The organism is Streptomyces sp. 3214.6 (genome assembly GCF_900129855.1).
In the GTDB taxonomy this organism is placed as follows: domain Bacteria; phylum Actinomycetota; class Actinomycetes; order Streptomycetales; family Streptomycetaceae; genus Streptomyces; species Streptomyces soliscabiei.
Window position 1 is genome coordinate 1,574,315 of the sequence record NZ_LT670819.1, and the last position, 19,346, is coordinate 1,593,660.

Annotated in this window: 17 protein-coding genes and 1 pseudogene; 12 read left to right on the forward strand and 6 right to left on the reverse strand. The window is 72.0% G+C overall.

The annotated features are described in order from the left end of the window. The first annotated feature begins 61 nt into the window (after nucleotides 1-61). The gene (locus B5557_RS07025) at nucleotides 62-1,138 is read left to right on the forward strand and encodes an ATP-dependent DNA ligase (protein WP_079658306.1); all 1,077 of its coding nucleotides are present in this window, start codon (nucleotides 62-64) and stop codon (nucleotides 1,136-1,138) included. A 10-nt stretch (nucleotides 1,139-1,148) separates the two neighbouring features. On the opposite strand, the gene B5557_RS07030 is transcribed toward B5557_RS07025, so the two are convergent. After that, a complete protein-coding gene (locus B5557_RS07030) occupies nucleotides 1,149-2,339 on the reverse strand; it encodes a zinc-dependent alcohol dehydrogenase (protein ID WP_079658307.1) in 1,191 nt (396 codons plus the stop codon). A gap of 177 nt (nucleotides 2,340-2,516) precedes the next feature. On the opposite strand from B5557_RS07030, the gene B5557_RS07035 reads away from it, so the two are divergent. Next, a complete protein-coding gene (locus tag B5557_RS07035) occupies nucleotides 2,517-3,533 on the forward strand; it encodes a DUF3048 domain-containing protein (protein WP_079658308.1) in 1,017 nt (338 codons plus the stop codon). A gap of 3 nt (nucleotides 3,534-3,536) precedes the next feature. Here B5557_RS07035 and B5557_RS07040 read toward each other — a convergent pair whose 3' ends face one another. Next, complete coding sequence (locus B5557_RS07040) at nucleotides 3,537-4,001, reverse strand: MarR family winged helix-turn-helix transcriptional regulator (protein WP_079658309.1); 465 nt, start codon at nucleotides 3,999-4,001, stop codon at nucleotides 3,537-3,539. A 176-nt stretch (nucleotides 4,002-4,177) separates the two neighbouring features. Here B5557_RS07040 and B5557_RS45665 point away from each other — a divergent pair, with 176 nt between their 5' ends. From B5557_RS45665 to pcaDC, 5 genes are read left to right on the forward strand one after another with little or no spacing between them, the layout of a single operon-like run. Then, a complete protein-coding gene (locus B5557_RS45665) occupies nucleotides 4,178-4,312 on the forward strand; it encodes a hypothetical protein (protein ID WP_269460207.1) in 135 nt (44 codons plus the stop codon). After that, complete coding sequence (gene pcaH, locus B5557_RS07045; protein ID WP_079658310.1) at nucleotides 4,309-5,082, forward strand: protocatechuate 3,4-dioxygenase subunit beta; 774 nt, start codon at nucleotides 4,309-4,311, stop codon at nucleotides 5,080-5,082. Before B5557_RS45665 ends, pcaH begins: the two co-directional genes overlap by 4 nt. 6 nt (nucleotides 5,083-5,088) lie before the next feature. After that, the gene (gene pcaG, locus B5557_RS07050; protein ID WP_079658311.1) at nucleotides 5,089-5,694 is read left to right on the forward strand and encodes a protocatechuate 3,4-dioxygenase subunit alpha; all 606 of its coding nucleotides are present in this window, start codon (nucleotides 5,089-5,091) and stop codon (nucleotides 5,692-5,694) included. Next, entirely contained in the window at nucleotides 5,691-7,049 is a 1,359-nt protein-coding gene (gene pcaB / locus B5557_RS07055; protein WP_099935493.1) for a 3-carboxy-cis,cis-muconate cycloisomerase, read from the forward strand. The genes pcaG and pcaB overlap by 4 nt, the downstream gene beginning before the upstream one ends. After that, nucleotides 7,046-8,170, forward strand: coding sequence for a bifunctional 3-oxoadipate enol-lactonase/4-carboxymuconolactone decarboxylase PcaDC (gene pcaDC / locus B5557_RS07060; protein WP_079658312.1), 1,125 nt, complete (start codon nucleotides 7,046-7,048; stop codon nucleotides 8,168-8,170). The genes pcaB and pcaDC overlap by 4 nt, the downstream gene beginning before the upstream one ends. A 37-nt stretch (nucleotides 8,171-8,207) precedes the next feature. On the opposite strand, the pseudogene B5557_RS07065 reads toward pcaDC, so the two are convergent. Beyond that, nucleotides 8,208-10,922 (reverse strand): annotated as a pseudogene (locus tag B5557_RS07065) (ATP-binding protein). A 299-nt stretch (nucleotides 10,923-11,221) separates the two neighbouring features. Between B5557_RS07065 and B5557_RS07070 the strand changes: the two are divergent. Further along, nucleotides 11,222-12,256: a DUF2510 domain-containing protein gene (locus tag B5557_RS07070; RefSeq protein WP_079658313.1), complete on the forward strand. Its 1,035-nt coding sequence runs from the start codon at nucleotides 11,222-11,224 to the stop codon at nucleotides 12,254-12,256. A gap of 181 nt (nucleotides 12,257-12,437) precedes the next feature. On the opposite strand, the gene B5557_RS07075 is transcribed toward B5557_RS07070, so the two are convergent. Then, nucleotides 12,438-13,064, reverse strand: coding sequence for a TetR/AcrR family transcriptional regulator (locus B5557_RS07075; protein ID WP_079658314.1), 627 nt, complete (start codon nucleotides 13,062-13,064; stop codon nucleotides 12,438-12,440). Between the two features lie 217 nt (nucleotides 13,065-13,281). Here B5557_RS07075 and B5557_RS07080 point away from each other — a divergent pair, with 217 nt between their 5' ends. Together B5557_RS07080 and B5557_RS07085 are read left to right on the forward strand one after the other, a co-directional pair. Next, on the forward strand, nucleotides 13,282-14,088 hold the full coding sequence (locus tag B5557_RS07080; RefSeq protein WP_079658315.1) for a phosphatase PAP2 family protein: 807 nt from the start codon (nucleotides 13,282-13,284) through the stop codon (nucleotides 14,086-14,088). Continuing rightward, nucleotides 14,085-15,059 carry a DMT family transporter gene (locus B5557_RS07085; RefSeq protein ID WP_079658316.1) on the forward strand — a complete coding sequence of 325 codons (975 nt, stop codon included), beginning with the start codon at nucleotides 14,085-14,087 and terminating at the stop codon, nucleotides 15,057-15,059. The genes B5557_RS07080 and B5557_RS07085 overlap by 4 nt, the downstream gene beginning before the upstream one ends. Before the next feature lie 6 nt (nucleotides 15,060-15,065). On the opposite strand, the gene B5557_RS07090 is transcribed toward B5557_RS07085, so the two are convergent. Beyond that, nucleotides 15,066-15,761 (reverse strand): LURP-one-related/scramblase family protein, encoded by a 696-nt coding sequence (locus tag B5557_RS07090; protein WP_079658317.1) that lies wholly within the window; start codon nucleotides 15,759-15,761, stop codon nucleotides 15,066-15,068. A gap of 78 nt (nucleotides 15,762-15,839) precedes the next feature. Continuing rightward, nucleotides 15,840-17,894 carry a phosphocholine-specific phospholipase C gene (locus tag B5557_RS07095; protein ID WP_079658318.1) on the reverse strand — a complete coding sequence of 685 codons (2,055 nt, stop codon included), beginning with the start codon at nucleotides 17,892-17,894 and terminating at the stop codon, nucleotides 15,840-15,842. A 337-nt stretch (nucleotides 17,895-18,231) separates the two neighbouring features. Between B5557_RS07095 and B5557_RS07100 the strand changes: the two genes are divergently transcribed. Both B5557_RS07100 and B5557_RS44450 read left to right on the forward strand, forming a co-directional pair. Beyond that, on the forward strand, nucleotides 18,232-18,639 hold the full coding sequence (locus tag B5557_RS07100) for a PPOX class F420-dependent oxidoreductase (RefSeq protein WP_079658319.1): 408 nt from the start codon (nucleotides 18,232-18,234) through the stop codon (nucleotides 18,637-18,639). 464 nt (nucleotides 18,640-19,103) lie between these two features. Then, on the forward strand, nucleotides 19,104-19,304 hold the full coding sequence (locus B5557_RS44450) for a hypothetical protein (protein ID WP_180291482.1): 201 nt from the start codon (nucleotides 19,104-19,106) through the stop codon (nucleotides 19,302-19,304). Nucleotides 19,305-19,346: the final 42 nt, after the last annotated feature.

Below are 19,346 nucleotides of genomic sequence, written 5' to 3' on the forward strand. Positions count from 1 at the left end.
CATCGGGCGGCATCGGGTCGCACACCGGGCGCCGCACGCGAGAGGCGCGCAGAATCGGAGCATGGATCTGCCGGTGATGCCACCCGTGAAGCCGATGCTCGCCAAGTCGGTGACGGCGATTCCGCCGGGCATGCAGTACGAGGCGAAGTGGGACGGCTTCCGGGCGATCGCGTTCCGCGACGGGGACGAGGTCGAGCTGGGCAGCCGTACCGGGAAACCGCTTACCAGGTATTTCCCCGAGCTGGTGGAGGCGCTGCGGGAGCGGGTGCCGGAGCGCTGTGTGCTGGACGGGGAGATCGTGATCGCGCGGGAGGGCCGACTCGACTTCGACGCGCTCACGGAGCGCATCCACCCGGCGGACTCCCGGGTGCGCACGCTGGCCGAGCGGACCCCGGCGTCCTTCGTCGCGTTCGACCTTCTGGCGCTGGCCGACAAGGCGCTGCTCGACGTGCCCCTGAGCGACCGGCGGGACCTGCTGACCAGGGCGCTGGCCGGGGTCACCCCACCCGTGCACGTGGCGCCGGCGACGACCGACGTCGAGGTGGCCCGGCAGTGGTTCGAGGAGTACGAGGGCGCGGGCCTGGACGGCGTGATCGCGAAACCGCTCACCCTGCGTTACCTCCAGGACGAGCGTGCCATGTTCAAGGTCAAGCACGAGCGCACCGCGGACGTCGTGGTCGCCGGATACCGCTTCCACAAGAGCGGGCCGATCGTGGGCTCGCTGCTGTTGGGCCTGTACGACGACCGGGGCGCGCTGCAGCACGTGGGCGTGTCCGCCGCGTTCCCGATGAAACGCCGGGCGGAGCTGGTCGAGGAGCTGGAGCCGCTGCGCATGGAGGACGCGGCGGGCCATCCGTGGGCGGCCTGGTCGCAGGAGGCCGCGCACGAGACGGCCCGGCTGCCGGGGGCGCCGAGCCGCTGGTCGGGCAAGAAGGACCTGTCCTGGGTGCCGCTGCGGCCCGAACGGGTGGCCGAGGTGGCGTACGACCACATGGAGAACGGGGCACGGTTCCGGCACACGGCCCGCTTCCGTCGCTGGCGTCCGGACCGCACCCCGCAGAGTTGCACGTACGCGCAGTTGGAGGAACCGGTGCGCTACGACCTGTCGGAAATCCTGGGGCCGCCGCCGAAGAGCTGAGCCGAGCGGCTCACGGCGTCATCAGGACCTTCACCGCGCCGTCCTGCTTGCGCTGGAACATCTCGTACGCGTGCGGGGCGTCCTCGAGCGGCAGGCGGTGGGTGGCGAAGTCGTCGACGCCGAGGGGGTCCTCGTCGGTGAGGTACGGCAGGATGTCGTCGCTCCAGCGGCGCACATTGGCCTGGCCCATGCGGATCTGGAGCTGCTTGTCGAACAGGGTGAGCATCGGCAGCGGGTCGGCCGTGCCGCCGTAGACGCCGACCAGGGAGAGGGTCCCGCCGCGACGCACCAGCTCGATGGCGGTGTGCAGGGCGGCCAGGCGGTCGACGCTGAAGCGTTCCGCAAGCGGTCCGCTCAGTTTCCGCGGCAGCAGGGCGGAGGCGTTCTGGATCATGCGAGCGGCCGCGCTGCCGTGCGCCTCGGTGCCGACGGCGTCGATCACGGCGTCGGGGCCGCGGCCGTCGGTCTCGTCGCGGATCGCGGTGACCAGTTCCTTCTCGCTGTCGAAGCTCCTCAGGTCGTACGTCTCGATGCCCCGCGCGCGGGCCCGGCGCAGCCGGTCGCCCACCAGGTCGATGCCGAAGACCCGGCCCGCGCCGCGCACCTGGGCAACCCGGCAGGCCATGTCGCCGATGGGGCCGAGGCCGAACACGGCGACGCTGCCGCCCTGCGGGACGTCCGCGTAGGCGACCGCCTGCCAGGCGGTGGGCAGGACGTCGGAGAGGTAGACGTAACGGTCGTCGGGCGGCCCCTCCGGCACCTTGATGGGCCCGAACTGGGCCTGTGGCACGCGCAGATACTCGGCCTGGGCGCCGGGCACCGCGCCGTAGAGGCGGGTATAGCCGAACAGGGCGGCGCCCATGCCCTCGCCGGTGACCTGGGTGGTCTCGCACTGGGTGGGCAGCGCGTTCAGACACATCCAGCAGTTGCCGCAGGCGATCTGGAACGGCACCACCACCCGGTCGCCGGCCTTGAGGTCGGGCACCCCGGCGCCGACCGCCTCGACGATGCCCAAGGGCTCGTGGCCGAGGATGTCGCCCGGGGTCATGAACGGGGTGAGCACCTCGTACAGGTGCAGATCGGAGCCGCACAGGCCGCTGGACGTGATGCGGATGACGGCGTCCGTCGGCTCCTGGATCGTCGGGTCGGGCACGGTGTCCACCCGTACGTCGCGCTTGCCCTGCCAGGTCACTGCCCTCATCGTGCCGCGCTCCCTCCGCCGACCGGTCCGTCCCGGCGGGTCCGGGGGCCCCGGGTCCTGGCTGCGGCCCGGGTACCCGCGCGCCCGGTCCCGAACCGCCGTGGCGGCCGGTCACGGTCACGGATGGCCACTGTCGAACGGATGAGCGCACAATCAAGTCACGGAACTGGGGTGCCCATGACGGACACAAGTCGTTCGAGACGCACGGGGCGGCGCGCGGGGCGCGTCCGGCCGTCGGCTGCCGTCGCGCTGTCGGCAGCGGCGCTGGCCGCCGCCCTGACGGTCTCGCTCGCCGCGGGCTGCACCTCCTCCCACGAGACCTCCCGGCCCGACGACGGCCGGAGCGCGTCGCAGAGCCCCGGTCCGACCGGCCCCGGCACCGGCTCGGTGCTCGCCGTGAAGATCGACAACGCGCCGGAAGCCCGACCGCAGACCGGCCTCGACGCGGCGGACGTCGTGTACGCCGAGCAGGTCGAGGGCGGGCTGAGCCGGCTGATGGCCGTGTACGCGACGAGGCTGCCGGCCGCCGTCGGCCCGGTGCGCAGCGCCCGCGAGTCCGATCTGGAGCTGCTGCGCCAGTTCGACCGGCCGGTGCTGGCGTTCTCCGGGGCGCAGGGCAAGCTGCTGCCGCTGATCGACCGGGCGCCGCTGGACGCCGTCACACCCGAGAAGGCGTCCGGCGCCTACTACCGCGGCACGGACCGGGCCGCTCCGCACAACCTGTACCTGCGGCCGAGCCGGCTGCTGCCCGCCGCGCCGGGCGCCGCCGCGCTGACCACGGGCTTCCGTCACGGCGCCGCGCCCGCCGGCGGCAGGGCGGAGCGCTCACAGACCGTGCGCTACCCGGCGGCTGGCTTCACCTTCACCTGGTCCGCGAGCCGGGCACGCTGGCTGGTCTCGATGGACGGCACACCGAGTGTGACGGCCACCGGGCAGCCGGTGGCGCCGGCCACGGTGGTGGTGCAGTACGTGACGGTGCGCGCGTCGCGTTTCCACGACTTCCTCGGCAACAACACGCCGTACACCGAGACGGTGGGGGCGGGCAAGGCCGAGGTGCTGCGCGACGGACGCGTCTTCGACGTGAACTGGAAGCGGGCGACGGCCACGGACGGCACGGACTTCACCGCCGACGACGGAAAGCCCGTCGCTTTCGCCGAGGGCCAGGTGTGGGTCGTGTTCGTGAAGGCGCCGTAGCCGTCAGTTCTGGGCGGTCACGGGCTCCGCCGGGTTGCGCAGCCCTTCCGCCGCGTCCGAGACCCTGCGGATGACGTCGAAGAACTGGGCCTGTTCCTCGGCGGAGAGCGGCGCGAGGAAGACCTGGTTCATCCGGGCCGTGCGCACGGCCAGCTTGCGGTGGGTGCGCAGGCCGTCATCGGTGAGGCGGAGCAGGAAACGGCGGCCGTCCCGCGGGTCGCGCACCTTGTCCAGCAGCCCACGGCGGCCGAGCCTGCTGATGACCTCGGCGATGGTCGACCGGTCGAGACCGACCCGCTCCCCCACGGTGCGCTGGTCCAGTCCCGGCTCGGCGACGAGCGCGTTCAGGACCGCGAACTGCGGCGATGTGGTGTCCTCGGAGACCATCGTGTTCCACAGGAGGTAGTGCGCCTGCTGCAGCCGCCGGGCCAGATGCCCGGGGTGGGTCGTGAGGTCCAACGCGGCCATGTGCACTCCCACTGTCCGAATTAGTCGGTGCACTGAACAATACCCGGCGTCCAGTGCGGCTCGCGAGCGCTCGGCGCCCAACGATACCTTGACTGTTCCGCGTGCCGATGGCAGCGTGATGCATCTCGGTGAAATACTCAGTGCGCTGATTAATTCGTAGAGAAGAGGCCGCACGGATGGACAAGGTGGTCGCCACGGCCCCGAAGGCGGTGGCCGACGTCGGCAACGCCCACACCTCCGCCCTCTGCATCGGCGTGGGCCAGGGCCTCGCCCTCGTCCTCGAACGACAGGAAACCCAGGAAACGCCATGACTCTCACTCAAGCCGACATCGACCAGGAGATCGCGGCCGAGCACGCCGCGTACGAGAAGCGACGCGCCGACGGTGCGCCCGTCGAGCACCAGCCGCGCCGCGACTACGCGCCGTACCGTTCCTCCGTCCTGCGCCACCCCAAGCAGCCGCCCGTCGCGATCGACGTCAGCAAGGACCCGGAGCTGGTGGAGCTGGCCTCCCCCGCCTTCGGCGAGCGGGACATCACCGAGATCGACAACGACCTCACCCGGCAGCACAACGGCGAGCCGATCGGTGAACGGATCACGGTTTCCGGCCGGTTGCTGGACCGCGACGGACGTCCGGTCCGCGGCCAGCTGGTCGAGATCTGGCAGGCCAACTCGGCCGGCCGCTATGCGCACCAGCGCGAGCAGCACGACGCCCCGCTGGACCCGAACTTCACGGGAGTCGGCCGCACACTGACCGACGACAGCGGTTTCTACCGTTTCACCACCGTCCAGCCGGGCCCCTACCCCTGGCGTCAGCACGTCAACGCCTGGCGGCCGGCCCACATCCACTTCTCGCTGTTCGGCACGGCGTTCACCCAGCGGCTCGTGACGCAGATGTACTTCCCGAGCGACCCGCTGTTCCCGTACGACCCGATCATCCAGTCGGTGACGGACGACGCCGCCCGGCAGCGGCTGATCGCGACGTACGACCACAACCTGTCGGTGCCCGAGTTCTCGATGGGCTACCACTGGGACATCGTGCTCGACGGGCCGCACGCCACCTGGATCGAAGAAGGGCGCTGACCAGCGATGACGAAGATCGACACGAGCCGTCCGGAGACCGTGCTGCCCACGCCGTCGCACACGGTGGGCCCCTTCTACGGTCATGCGCTGCCGTTCCCCGGCGGCGGAGACATCGCCCCGGTCGGCCACCCGGACACCATCGCGCTGCAGGGATATGTGTACGACGGCGAGGGCAACCCGTTGCCGGACGCGTTTGTGGAGCTGTGGGGCGCGGACCCCGAGGGCAACCTCCCCCAGGTCGACGGCTCGATGCGGCGGGATGCGTCGAGCGGCGGTTTCCTGGGCCGCAACGGCGTCGAGTTCACCGGCTGGGGACGCGTCCAGACGGAGGCGGGCGGCCACTGGTCGGCGCGGACGCTGCGGCCGGGCGCGCGCGGGCGCAGCGCCCCGTACCTGAGTGTGTGCGTGTTCGCGCGCGGGCTGCTGGTGCACCTGTTCACCCGGATCTACCTGCCCGGCGACGACGCGGCGCTCGCCGCCGATCCGCTGCTGAAGCAGCTGGACCCGGCGCGCCGCGCCACACTGATCGCCCAGGACGGCCCGCTGGGCACCTACCGTTTCGACATCCGCCTTCAGGGCGAGGGCGAAACGGTCTTCCTGGAGTTCCAGTGACCCCTGCGCACACCGACGGTCTGTCCGAGGCCGGTCTGTCCGAGGCCGGTCTGCTCTCCCCGGGGTGGACCGGCTCCGCCGCCGCCTCCGCGACCGGTGACAACGCGTTTCTGCGGGCGTTGCTCGACGCGGAGGCCGCGCTGACCCGCGCCCAGGAGACGCTGGGGCTGGCCCCGGAAGGGGCCGGCGCGGCGGTCACCTCGGCGGCCGGCACCGGCGACTTCGATGTGCGGTCCCTCGCCGAGCGGGCCCGAGGCGGCGGGAACCCGGTGATCCCGCTGGTCGCCGATCTGACGAAGGCGGTCGGCACGCGGTACGGCCCGTACGTCCACCGGGGCGCGACCAGCCAGGACATCATGGACACGGCGATGATGCTGGTGGCGGTGCGCACGCTCGGCCTCGTCCTGACCGACCTCGACCGCAGCCGGCGCGCGCTGGCCAGGCTCGCCGCCGAGCACCGGGACACGCCGATGCCGGGCCGGACGCTCACCCAGCACGCCGTACCGACGACGTTCGGTCTGAAGGCGGCCGGCTGGCGGTCGCTGGTGCTCGACGCACGCGACCGCGTGACCGCCGTACGGGACACGCTGCCCGCCCAACTCGGCGGCGCGGCAGGCACCTTGGCGGCCTTCACGGCGTACGGCGCGCAGGACGCGACCGCCCTGCCCGCGGTGTACGCCCGTGAACTCGGGCTGCGGGCACCGCAGTTGCCGTGGCACACCCTGCGGACGCCGATCGCCGACCTCGCCGCCTGTCTGGCCTTCACGGCGGGCGCCCTGGGGAAGGTCGCGACGGACGTCCTCTGCCTCGCCCGCACCGAGATCGCCGAGGTGGCGGAGGGCAGCGGGGGCGGTTCCTCGGCCATGCCGCACAAGGCCAACCCGGTACGGTCCACGCTGATCGCGGCCGCCGCCCGGCGCGCCCCGCAGCTCGCGGCCACGTTGCAGGGGTCTTTGGCGGCGGAGGACGAGCGGCCCGCCGGGGCCTGGCACGCCGAGTGGGAGCCCCTGCGGGATCTGCTGCGGCTGGCCGGCGGGGCCGCCCGGGACGCGGCCGAGCTGACGGAGGGCCTGCGGGTGAACGCGGACGCGATGCGCGCGAACCTCGACCTCACCCACGGGCTGATCGTCTCCGAGCGGCTGTCCGCCGAGCTGTCGGCCGTGCTCGGCCGGGCCCGCGCCAAGGAACTCCTCACGGAACTCGCCCGCCGTGCCTACGCCGAGGATCGTCCCCTGGTCGAACTCCTCGCCGAGGAACCCGACTTGAAGGACGTCGCGCTCGACGACCTCACCGACCCCGCCCGCTATACCGGCTCCGCCGGAGCCCTCACCGACCGCGCCCTGGAGCGACGTTGACACAGAAACTGCTCAACCACCGTGCCGAGGGCCCGACTTCCGCGCCCCCGCTGCTGCTCGGCCCCTCGCTGGGCACCTCGTACGCCCTGTGGGACAAGGTGGCGCCGGAGCTGTCCGTCACGCATCGGGTGGTCCGCTGGGACCTGCCGGGGCACGGAGGTTCGGCGGCCGACCTGATCGGTCCCGGGGCCACCGTCGGCGATCTCGCCGAACTGGTGCTGGCGCTCGCCGACTCCCTCGGCCTGGAGCGGTTCGCGTACGCGGGCGTCTCCCTGGGCGGCGCGGTGGGTCTGCACCTGGCGCTGCACCACCCCGAACGCCTCTCGTCGCTGGCGATGATCTGCTCCTCGGCCCACTTCAACGGGTCGAAGCCGTGGGAGGAGCGAGCCGCGCTGGTGCGCAGGGAGGGTCTGGCGGGGCTCGCCGAGAACGCGAACGCCCGTTGGTTCACACCGGGGTTCACCGTGCCGGAGCTGATCGCCGACCACCGTGACGCGGACCCGGAGGCCTACGCCGCGTGCTGTGACGCGCTGAGCACGTTCGACCTGCGCGAGCGGCTGCCGGAGATCGCCGTACGGACGCTGCTGATCGCCGGACGCCATGATCCGGCGACGCCGCCCGCGCATCTGCGGGAGATCGCGGACGCGGTGCCGGGTGCGGCGCTGGTCGAGCTGCCGGGGGCCTCGCATCTCGCGCCCGCCCAGTGTCCCGAGGCCGTGCTGACCGCGCTGCGGGCACATCTCGACGGCGGGGCGAAGCGGGGCATGCAGGTGCGGCGAGAGGTGCTCGGGGACGCGCATGTGGACCGGGCGCAGGCCGGGCAGGACGCGTTCACCGCGCGCTACCAGGACTTCATCTCGCGCTATGCCTGGGGTGAGATCTGGACCGACCCGACGCTCAGCCGCCGCGAGCGCAGCATGATCACACTGACCGCGCTGGTGGCGCACGGCCACTACGACGAGTTGGCCATGCACGTGCGAGCGGCCCGGCGCAACGGGCTCACGCCGGACGAGATCGGCGCGGTCCTGCTGCAGACGGCCGTCTACTGCGGGGTCCCGGCGGCGAACTCGGCCTTCGCGACGGCCCAGCGGGTGCTCGCGGAGGAGCACGGGACCGGCTGAGACGCATCCGGCCGCAGCGCCGTGGAGCGTCCGGGAGCTACCTCCGGGTCTGTCCGGGGACGAGGCCCACCTGCGGCGCGCCCAGCCTCTTCAGGGCCAGCTGTGCCTTCTCCGCCAGGCCGTCGGCGCCGCAGGAACGGGCCAGGGTCAGGCCCCGGCCGAGTTCGGACGCGGAGCGCGACAGGATGCCGTACTCGATGCGGGCGGCGGCGTGTTCGTACTGGCAGGGCGAGGACTCCAGATAGGTGACCGCCTGCTGGGCGAGGCGGACCGCGCGCTGGCCGGTCTCCAGGGCGGCGGCTCAGCGCAGGGCCTCGCCGATCGCGGTGTCGGTGCCGAAGCGTTCGGCCTGCCGGCGGGCCTCGATGACGAGCCGGTTCGCGCGGTCCGGGTCCTCGCCGGCCAGGGCCCGGGCGAGGTCGACGGCCCAGGGGCTCATCACCGGGTTGAGGTGGCCGCGGGCGGTGGCGGCCTTCTCGGCGGCCTCCAGCTCGTTGATGCCGTCCTTGACCCGGCCGACGGCCAGCAGCAGCCGGCCGCGCACGGTCCGCGGGTCGGGCAGCACGATCGTCGACGGGTACGGCGGGGCGAAGCCGTACTGTTCGGCGGTCTCCCAGGCCTCGGCGACATGGCCGCGGACCAGCAGCGTGTCGACGAGGTTGCAGGTCGCCGACCAGTACAGGGGCAGGCCGCGGCCGACGCGTTCGGCGAGGCGCAGCGATTCCCTGAGGGACTCCTCGGCCTCTTTCAGCCGGCCCCGGCGGCGCAGTCCCACACCGAGGTAGGCGTGCGCCAGGGCGAGGTGGCCGCCGCTCCAGCCGACGGAGACGTAGGCGCGCAGGGCCTCGTTGAGGAGGGCGTCGGCGCGGTCGAGCCGGTCGGTGTAGGCGTAGGAGCCGGCCAGCATCATCAGCAGTTCGATGCCCCACTCCTGGTCGGTCCAGCCGAGACCGGGGGCGAGGCGGCCGTTGACGAGGGCGCGGTCGCAGAACTCGACGACCTCCATGGCGTTCTCGCCGTGGATCGCCGCGTCGAAGCCGCGCAGGATGAGCAGGGCGCGCTCGGCGTTGTCCCGGCCGGTACAGGCCGCGACGAGCGAGGCGAGTTTCTCCGAGCCGCGCGGTGAGGCCGCCTCGCCGGCGTGCACGCCCTCCCACATGAGCTGCACGGCCTGCAGTCGCAGCCGGGCGGGTCCGGGGGCGTGCCGGGCGGCCTCCGCCTCGACCGTGCGGACACCCTCCTCCAGCTGGTCGTTGTGCACGAGCGCCTGGGAGAGGCGGCAGACGGCGTCGACGCGCTCGGCGCCGTCGAGGCCGGGCATGCCGAGTGCCGTGCGCAGGTGTTCGATGGTCCTGGCGGGTGCGGTGAGGAAGGTCGCGGAGCCCAGTTCGTAGAGCACGTGCGCGTGGACGTCGGGGGCGGGCGGTTCCCGCAGAGCCCGTTCCAGACAGCGGCGGGCGGCGTCCGGGGCGCCGACGGCGAGGTGCTCGCGGGCGGCCTCGCGCAGCTGCTCGACGAGTTCCTCGTCGCCCTCCGCGTGGACCTGGAGGAGGTGCCGGGAGGCGGCCGCTAAGCCGTTGCCCGCGTCGGCGACGACCTGGGCGGCGATGCCGTGCATCGCGGTGCGCAGGCCGGTGGGGATGGAGTCGTAGACGGCGGAGGCGATCAGCGGGTGGACGAACTCCAGGTCGCCGTCGTCGGCGGGGACGGCGCCCGGGGCGGGTTCGGTGAGGATGCGGGCGTTGCGCAGCAGTTCGGCGCAGCGCACCGCGTCGTCCCGGCCGAGGCCGGCGAGCCGGGCCGCCTGGGCGACGGAGATGTCGGCGCCGAGGATCGCGGCGGCCATGGCGAACTTGGTGGCGTCGACGCCCAGTTTCTCCAGGCGGTCGACGAGGCCGCCGCCGCGGGCCGCGCGGTTCAGGGGGCGCAGTTCGGCGGCCGAGGACTCGCTCGGCTCCAGTTCGCTGTCGCGGACCTTGGCGAGGAGTTCGACGGTCTCGTAGGGGTTGCCGTCGGTGACGGCCCACACCTCGCGGCAGAACGCGGCGTCGGCGTGCGCGCCGAGGGTGGCGCGGGTGAGGCCGGCGACCGCGGCCGGCGTCAGGGCGCTGAGGCTGGTGACGGCGCGGCCGGCGGCCTCGCCGATGGCATCGAGGTGGCGGGCGGCGTCGCCCTTGACCTCGTCGGGCCGACGGGCCACGACGACCAGGACGGAGAGCTCGTCGAGGCGTTCGACGAGCGCGGCGAGCCAGCGCAGGGTCTCCTGGTCGGCCCAGTGCGCGTCGTCGACGAGGACCACCAGCGGGTAGTCCCGCCTGGCGAGCCGGGTCACGGCGGCGACGAGGCCGTCGCACACGCCCTGCGGGTCGGCGTGGCCGTCGCCGGGTTCCGCTATGCCGAGGGCGGGGCCCGCGATGTCGTACCAGTCGCCGAGGTACTCGCGGACCTCCTCCGGGTGCAGGGACAGCAGCGTGGGCTGCAGCAGCTGCCGTACCACGTTGAAGGGGACGGACTTCAGGGTCTCGCCGCCGCGGGCCGACCACACCATGCAGCCGTGGTCCTCGGCGATGCGACGTGTCTCGGCCAGCAGAGCGGTCTTGCCGAATCCCGCCTCGCCCCGGAGCACCAGCAGGTGACCCGACGAGGACTGGCGGGCGCAGAGTGTCTCCACCGCCTGCGCGATCGCGGCGACTTCCCTCTCGCGCTCCCAGAGGGAAGTCGAGGCGGCCGCCGCCGGCCTGACCTCCGTCATCCCGCTACCTCCCCAAGTCGCCCGAACGACGTACAGACCTCGAGCGTAACCGTCCGGGGGCCCGCGCGGAGGGCGGTCGGCGCAGGTCCCGCCTCGACGAGTGACAAGGGGCGGCCCTCGACGCCCCGGCGGGCCTGCGGGAGTGGCCTCCTTGCGTCAACGGCGGGTGACGCGCGCCGAATTGACGTCGAATTCACGCCAAGCGGGCGGTCGGCACACCGGCGCGGCGACCGGAGCCGATTTCCGCCGAGTACCCGCCCTCTCATCCGGCTTTCACCGACGCCTCATACGGTGGGGGCATGACGCAGGTGACTCCTCCCGGCTGGTATCCCGATCCGGGGCAGACAAGTGACGGTCCCGCCACCGAACGCTGGTGGGACGGCAAAACATGGACGGACCAGACCCGCGCCGTGGGCTCGGCCGCCGTATGGGGTCCGCCGGCGCAGACCTCGACCGACGGAACATATTCGGCACAACCGGGGCATCCCGGCTATCCGACCTATCCAGGCTATTCGGGTTATCCCGGGCAGCCCGGCGCCCCCGCGGGCGCGGGACAGCGGCGCGGGCTGCGGACGGGCATAGCCGTCGCGGCGGCCGTCGCGGTCCTCGCGAGCATCGGGGTCGGCGTGTACGCGCTGGCCAAGGACGACAGCTCGGGCGGTGGCGGCGGCACGGCCCAGGGGCCGGGCGGACAGGGCGGTCCCGGCGGCAACGGCGGGCCGTTCGGCGGGCCCGGTGGTTCGGGGGGATCCGGCGGCTCGGGCGGGGCCTCACCCTCCCCCGGCGAGTCCGAGGCGCCGAAGATCAAGAGCGGTGCGGTGACCGACGCGCTCAACGGGATCAGCATCCCCATCCCGAAGGGCTGGACCGGCCAGGAGCTCAGCGTGGGAGCGCAGATCACCTCCGACTCCTCCTACAAGTGCCCCGGCGACACCTCGAAGACCTGCACCAAGGGGGGCGTGTACTCGGCGCCCGTCGAGGCGCTGGAGACCAAGGGCGGCACCGCGGAGCAGGTGGCCAAGGCGGACATCGCGGCCAACGCCGAGGAGTCCTACGGCGGGAAGACGTACGGCTCGATCACCTCGCACCAGGTGCTCGCCTCCGAGGCGGTGACGGTGGCCGGGCAGAAGGGCTACCTGGTGCGCTGGAAGGCGGTCACGAGCAAGGGCGCGGACGGCGTCGTCGAGTCGCTGGCGTTCCCGGCGCCCGCGGACACCAAGCGGCTGGTGGTGCTCCGCTTCGGCGTGGACGCGGACCAGAGCCTGACGGTCATCGACACGATCACCCAGGGCATCAAGGTGGCCAAGGGCGGCGGCAGCGGCCACGACGTCTGAGCCGGAGCCGCGTGACCCACGGGGCCCGCGGGTTTCCTGGAGAAAACGATCGGCCGGGTGGGGCGCCCCTCCGCTCAAAGGGGAACCCCACCCGGCCGGGGGGTGCGCGCCGCCCCCGTCCCCACGGTGCGGCGCGAGCAGGCCGTCGTTCCGTCATCCCGGGAACGGCGGCCTGGGTCTTCTACGGTGACGCCACGGCGAGCCCGAGGGCGGGCAGTACGGCGGCCTCCACGAAGCGGACCAGGTAGTCCGGGTCGGCGTACTGTCCCTCGATCACCGGTCGGGCGCGGACCACGCCGAACAACTGCGCCGGGATGTACTCCAGCGCGGGGTGACCGGCCGGGATCTCCCCGCGCTCGACGCCGCGCCGCAGGATGTCCCGCAGCGCCTCGATCTCCGGGTCGATGAGCGCCTCGCGCAACGCGCGCGCGAGGTCCTCGTCACCGTTCACGGCGTGGCCGAGGGCCTGCAGCAGCTTGCTGTCGTTCGTCGACCAGCCGCCCGCGGCCCGCGCGGCCGCGCGCAGGTCGTCGGCGAGCGAACCGGTGTCGATGCCGGCGAGCCGCGCCGTCCGGCGGGAGCGCAGGGCCGCCACGACGAACTGGGGCTTGGTCTTCCACTGCCGGTAGAGCGTGGACTTGCTGCAGCGCGTGCTGGCCGCCACGCCTTCCATGGTGACCGCTTCATATCCGCATTCGCGGATCTGCTCGAGGACGGCGTCGAAGAACTCCTTCTCACGCTCGGGCGTGATCTTGGAGCGGCGCGTTGCGGCGACCGGCTCCGGTCCCTCCACGGCCTGCGACGTCATCTTCTCTCCCTCTCCGTTTCATGCCCGGTTCCAGTGTGGCGTATGTCAATCGAAACGCCAGTGTACCGGTACCCGTGCGTATCGGTACACTGGCGTATCGGAACGGCTTAGTATCGATCGATCAAACGCGCCACCAACGCATCACCGTCACGGCACCACCGTCACGGCACCACCGTCACAGCTCAACGCACCACCGTCACAGCGAAGGGGCCGGGGGATGAATGCCCGCACCGAGCCTGAACAAGCGGAACCGGCCGCGCCGGCCCGGCCGCCGATAGTCCGCGAGCTCCTGCTTGTCGCAGGGCTCTTCCTGGTCTACAAGTTCAGTCGGCAGTTGGCCACGGGCCACACCGGCGAGGCCTTCCGCAACGCCCACGACGTGTGGCACGTGGAACGGTGGCTGCATCTGCCCGGCGAGGGCTCGGTGCAGTCCCTGCTGCTGCACGGCGACGCACTGACCGAGGTCGCGAACACCTACTACGCGACCGTGCACTTCCCGGCCACCCTGGCGTTCCTGGTCTGGCTGTACCTGCGCCGCCCGGCGCACTACGTGTGGGCCCGCCGGGTGCTCTCCGCCCTCACCGCTGCCGCCCTGGTGCTGCACCTCTCCTTCCCCCTCGCCCCGCCCCGGATGCTGGCGGCGACGGGCCTGGTGGACACCGCCCGCGTGTACGGCCCGTCGGTGTACGGCCCGCCGCAGACGGACCACCTCTCCAACCAGTTCGCGGCGATGCCGTCGCTGCACTTCGGCTGGGCCCTGATGGTCGCCATCGGCCTGATCGTCGCCACCCGGTCGCGGTGGCGGTGGTTGTGGCTGCTGCATCCGCTGCTGACGCTGCTGGTGATCGTGGGCACGGCGAACCACTACTGGCTCGACGCGATCGTGGCGGGCGCCCTGCTCGGTGTCGCGCTCACGCTGATCCACGCCCCCCGGCGCACGGCCACCACGACCACCACGGCCGGACGCGGTACGGGCACCCTCGTCCCGGCCGAGCAGCCCGTCCTGGTGGGAGCGGGCCGATGAACGCCACCCTCGTCGCCGTCGTCCTGTCCCTCTTCTCGGCCGTCGCCTATGCGGCCGCCGCCGTCGCGCAGGAGCGGCTGGCCTCCCGGAACCCGGGCACCGGCCTGCTGCGGATGCTCGGCAACGGCGCCTGGTGGTGGTCGGTGGGGCTGAACGCCTCCGCCGCGCTGCTGCACGTGGTCGCCCTGAAGTACGGACCGCTCACCGTGGTGCAGCCGCTGGGGGCGCTCACGCTGGTCGCGGCGGTGCCGATGGGCGCGCGGGTCGCGGGGCGCAAGGTCACCTTCGCCGAGTGGCGGGGCACCGCCCTCACCCTGGCCGGTCTGGCCGCGATCCTGGTCACGGCCTCCGGGCCGGCCCCCGAGGACGTCCTGACTCTGCCGGAGGCGGTCGCGGTCTCCGGGGTGACGGCGGCGCTGATCGGGCTGCTGGCCCGGCGCGGCGCCAAGCCCGGACTGCGGCACGCGACGGCGTCAGGTTTCGCCTCCGGGGTCGCCTCGGCGCTCACCCAGACGGTGACCGTGGCCGCGACGGACCGGTCGGGGCCGCTGCTCAGCGTGCAGGTGATCGTGGTGGCGCTGCTGGTCGCGGCCTTCGCGACGGGCGGGCTACTGCTGTCGCAGACCGCCTACCGGGGCGGTCTCGGCGCCCCGCTGGCGATGGTGACGCTGGCCAACCCGGTGGCCGCCGCGGCGATAGGCCTCCTGCTCCTCGGCGAACGCCTCCAGGGCGGGCCCGCGGGCGTTCTTCTCGCCCTCGCGGGAGCGGCGCTGGCGGGGCGTGGCGTGGTGCTGCTGTCGAGGGCCGCGCCGGAAGCCGGCGCGATCCATGGACTCGACGCACCCCACGAGGTGCCCACGGAGGAGCACCCGGTGGCGGCGGTGCTGGCCCTGCACCCGCAGACGGCGTCGGCCGAACCGGCGATGCTGCCCCGGCCGAGGTCCGAGCCGGGGCATCTCACGCCGTTGTGACGGGCGTCAGCCGATACCCCGGGCGTCCTGCTTCAGCGCCGTGTCCACGGTCAGAGCGGTGGCGACGACCAGGCTGAGCAACGGCTCGGGCAGTTGGTAGTGGATCTGCAGGACGTAGTTGTCCGCGGTGGTGAACACCGTCTTGGCCAGGCCTTCCCAGGTCTTGGTGATCCGGGCGACCTCGTTCTCCTCGTGGTCGACGATGGCGAAGTTCCACGCCCGCCAGTTCTCCGCCTTGATGGCGCCGATCTGCCGGCCGTCGGCGTTGATCGCGAAGTTGATCTTCCCGAAGACGTTCTGCTGGACGATCTCCCCGACCTGCTGCCCGTCGGGGCGGGTGACGATCACGCGGGACTTGAAGATCTTCGCCGGACGGGTCAGCCGCAGCACCGGCTGACCGTGGGCGTCGCGGATCTCCAGCTTGTGCGTGAGGTACTGGTCCCAGTCGCTGAGGAAGCGCACGACCTTGCGCAGGAAGCCCTGGCCGACCTCGACCACGGAACCGAGCTGGTTGCCCTGCTGGTCCATGACCTTGTACTCGTTGGTCAGCTCGATGAGCTTGGCCTTCTGGTTCACCACCAGCACCGGCTCGCTGAACAACGTGCCGCCGCCGGGGCCGCTGGGGGCGACCCCGGCCTGCTGCTCCACCTGGCGCTGGACCCGCGGGTCAGGGCCGGTGGGTTGGTTCGAATGTATGTTCACCGGGGCACACTATCCCGAGCCCACCGGGACCTGACCAGCCCTCACGATGCCGCGTTGACCGGGTATTTACCTCCGCCGCTACTCCGTGATGATCGCCGGGTCGCTCACGCCAGGGCGGCCGTTCTCTACGTGGCCGGCGAACCGCCTGAGGAACGCGCGGTCCGCGGTGGACGTGACGGTGAGGTCGTACCACCGTCGGCTCGCGCGCAGGTCCACGGTGCGCTTGACCACGGCTCCGGGCCGCAGCTTGACGGTCGTGGTCCGGCCGCCGTACCCGTCGGCCAGCTTCAGCTCCACCGTGTCGTAGCCGCGGTGGGTGAAGGTCAGTTCGATGCCGTCGCTGAGGTGCCGTGCGACCACCTCGGTCCCGGCCGCCTTGCCGGCCTGCTTGAACACGCGCAGGAATCCGTTCGGGCCATGCACGGTCAGGTCGTGCGAGCCGCCGGAATACGCCGAGTTCCAGGTGTCGGAGATGGTCGTGCCCGCCCCGGTGGTGTAACTCCACGGCCCGTCGGTGCGGTTGCCGGAGATGACCAGGAAGGCGGCGCCGGCCTTGGCCCCGGAGGCGAAGGTGAGGGTGAGCTTCCCGGCGGTCGGATCGACCGAAGCGTCCACTGCGGGGGTGTACTTGAGCGGGCGGGTGGGGCGGTGGCCGCGCTCCTGCTTCGGCAGGACGGGGTTGGTGGGCGGGGTGGGCACGTAGTCGGGGTGGCGGTTCTTGTCCGGGGGCCGGTAGCCGTCGGTGTCGGGCAGGGCGAGTGGCCGGGTGTCCTTGCGGGAGAAGTCGAAGGCGGAGGTCAGGTCGCCGCAGACCGCCCGGCGCCACGGCGAGATGTTCGGCTCGTGGACGCCGAAGCGGCGCTCCATGAACCGGATGACGGAGGTGTGATCAAGCGTCTCGGAGCAGACGTAGCCGCCCTTGCTCCAGGGGGAGACGACGAGCATCGGCACCCGCTGGCCGAGTCCGTAGGGGCCGGCGGTGTGTCCGCTCTCGCCCTTGAAGAGGTCCGGGCCGACGTCGACCGTCGATCTGCCCTGCGCGGCCGAGACCGGCGGGAACGGCGGGAGCAGGTGGTCGAAGAAGCCGTCGTTCTCGTCGTAGGTGACGAACAGCGCCGTCTTCGCCCACACCTTCGGGTCCGAGGTGAGCGCGTCGAGGACCTGGGCGATGTACCAGGCGCCGTAGTTGGCGGGCCAGTTGGGGTGCTCGGTGAAGGCCTCGGGTGCGACGATCCAGGAGATCTGCGGCAGCTTGCCGCCCTTGACGTCGGCCTTCAGCTGGTCGAAGAAGCCCTCGCCCTTGCGGGCGTCGGTGCCGGTGCGGGCCTTGTCGTACAGTGGGTCGCCGGGCTGGGCGTTCTGGTACTGGGTGAAGTAGAGCAGCGAGTTGTCGCCGTAGTTGCCGCGGTAGGCGTCCTGGATCCAGCCCCAGCCGCCTTCCTTGTCCAGGCCGTCGCCGACATCCTGGTAGATCTTCCAGGAGACCCCTGCCTGCTCCAGACGTTCGGGGTACGTCGTCCAGCTGTAGCCGACCTCGTCGTTGCCGAGGACCGGGCCGCCGCCCTTGCCGTCGTTGCCGGTGTAGCCGGTCCACAGGTAGTAGCGGTTGGGGTCGGTGGAGCCGATGAAGGAGCAGTGGTAGGCGTCGCAGATGGTGAAGCTGTCGGCGAGCGCGTAGTGGAACGGGATGTCCTTGCGGGTGAGGTACGCCATCGTCGTGGCGCCCTTCGAGGGCACCCACTTGTCGTACTTGCCCCCGTTGAAGGCGGCATGGCCGTCGTTCCAGCCGTGCGGGAGGTCCTGGATGAAGGCGAGGCCCAGGTCGTCGGCGTCCGGGTGGAACGGCAGGACGTCCTTGCCGCCGGCGTCCGGCTGGTGCCAGACGGACTTTCCGCCGGCGAGGGTCACCGGGCGGGGGTCGCCGAAGCCGCGGACACCCCTCAGCTTGCCGTAGTAGTGGTCGAAGGACCGGTTCTCCTGCATCAGGACGACGATGTGCTCGACGTCCTCGATCGACCCCGTGCGGTGGTTCGCGGGCAGCGCGGCGGCTCGCTCGACGGAGCTGGAGAGCGCGGTGAACGCCGTTGTGGCGCCCGCGAGTTGGAGGAAGCGGCGCCGGTTTACTTCGGACATGGGTGAGGCACCTCTCGTGCAGCTGGGGTTCTGCCGGCCGGTTCGGTGACGGAGTGCGCGCGCAAGGAGTTTTCCAAGGGCACCGAACGTCAGGGAAGGGTCGGATGACGCCGATGTGAAAGTCGCCGGTACATGGGGTGTGCGACAGGCCAAGAGATCACCAAGTGCCTCCAACGGCCGTACGGAGAACGGTAGTCACCGCCCGCCGTCGACGTGCTGCCCGACGGGAATTCTCGTGGCCGCGCCAGGGTTGCAGCACACGCGCTTCTCGGATCCACCGCACCCTCGTGGCTCCGCTTCGACCTCACATACGACATCGGACAAAGGACTTCGAACCGTGGCAGCCGAGCTCTCCGACGAACTGAAGAAGTACCTCGACGACTCCCGGGTCTTCGCGACCGTGGCGACGGTGGCGGCCGACGGGCGGCCGCACCTGACCGTCGTCTGGATCAAGCGCGACGGCGACGACCTGCTGTTCTCCACCACCGTGGACCGGGCCCAGGGCAAGAACATCGCTCGTGACCCGCGCGTCACCGTGATGATCAACCCGCCCGAGAACCCGTACACCTACGCCGAGATCCGCGGCACCGCGACGCTCACCCCCGACCCCGCCAACGACCTGGCGAACGAGCTCTCCCTCAAGTACACGGGCCAGGAGTACGCCACCTTCAACCCGGCCTCGAAGAACGACGGGGCACGCGTCATCGTCCGCGTCACTCCGAGCAGGACAACCGGACGGCTCTGACCAGCCCTTTACGGCACCCGCGGGCGCGACGCGGCCGGTGGCGGCCGCCCGCCCGTGGAGGAGAGAAGGAGGCCCGTTACTACTTCGGCAGGACCGGACCCAGCCACAATCGGTCCTCCGGTGCTGGGGTGGAGCGGCAATCCGCTTCTACGTTGAGGACGGGGCCAGGACAGCCGGAGACACTGGAGAAGGCCGTGATGACGGCGAAGACCGCGAAGGGATGACGATCCCGCGCGAGCAGCGGCACGGTGAACCCGATCATCATCATGAGAGCGGCCGGGAGACCCGGATCGGCCCCGGCGGCGCTGTCCAGAAGACCCGGGACACCGAGAGCCGCGCACGCCAGTGGCGCCGCCCACTGCCTGGCCCTGGGCCGTCCACATCGACGACATCCGCTACCGCACCGAACCCAACCCCCTGTACCGCACGCTGGGCGGCTGGTCGGCGACCGCGACCACTGGGTGATGACGTCCAACGTCGACGCCCTCTTCGCCCGCAACGGCTTCGAGGCGGACCGGGTCTTCACCCCGCAGGGCGACTACGGCCGCCTCCAGTGCACGGTTCCGTGCACGCGGGACACCTGGTCCAGCAGGCCCTTCCTCGACACGATCCTCGCCGCGTGCGACCGTGACACGGGCCGGGTGAGGGACCCGGTGGCTCGATGACGCGCCCACGGACAGCACCTTGCTCGTGCTGGACATCGGGGC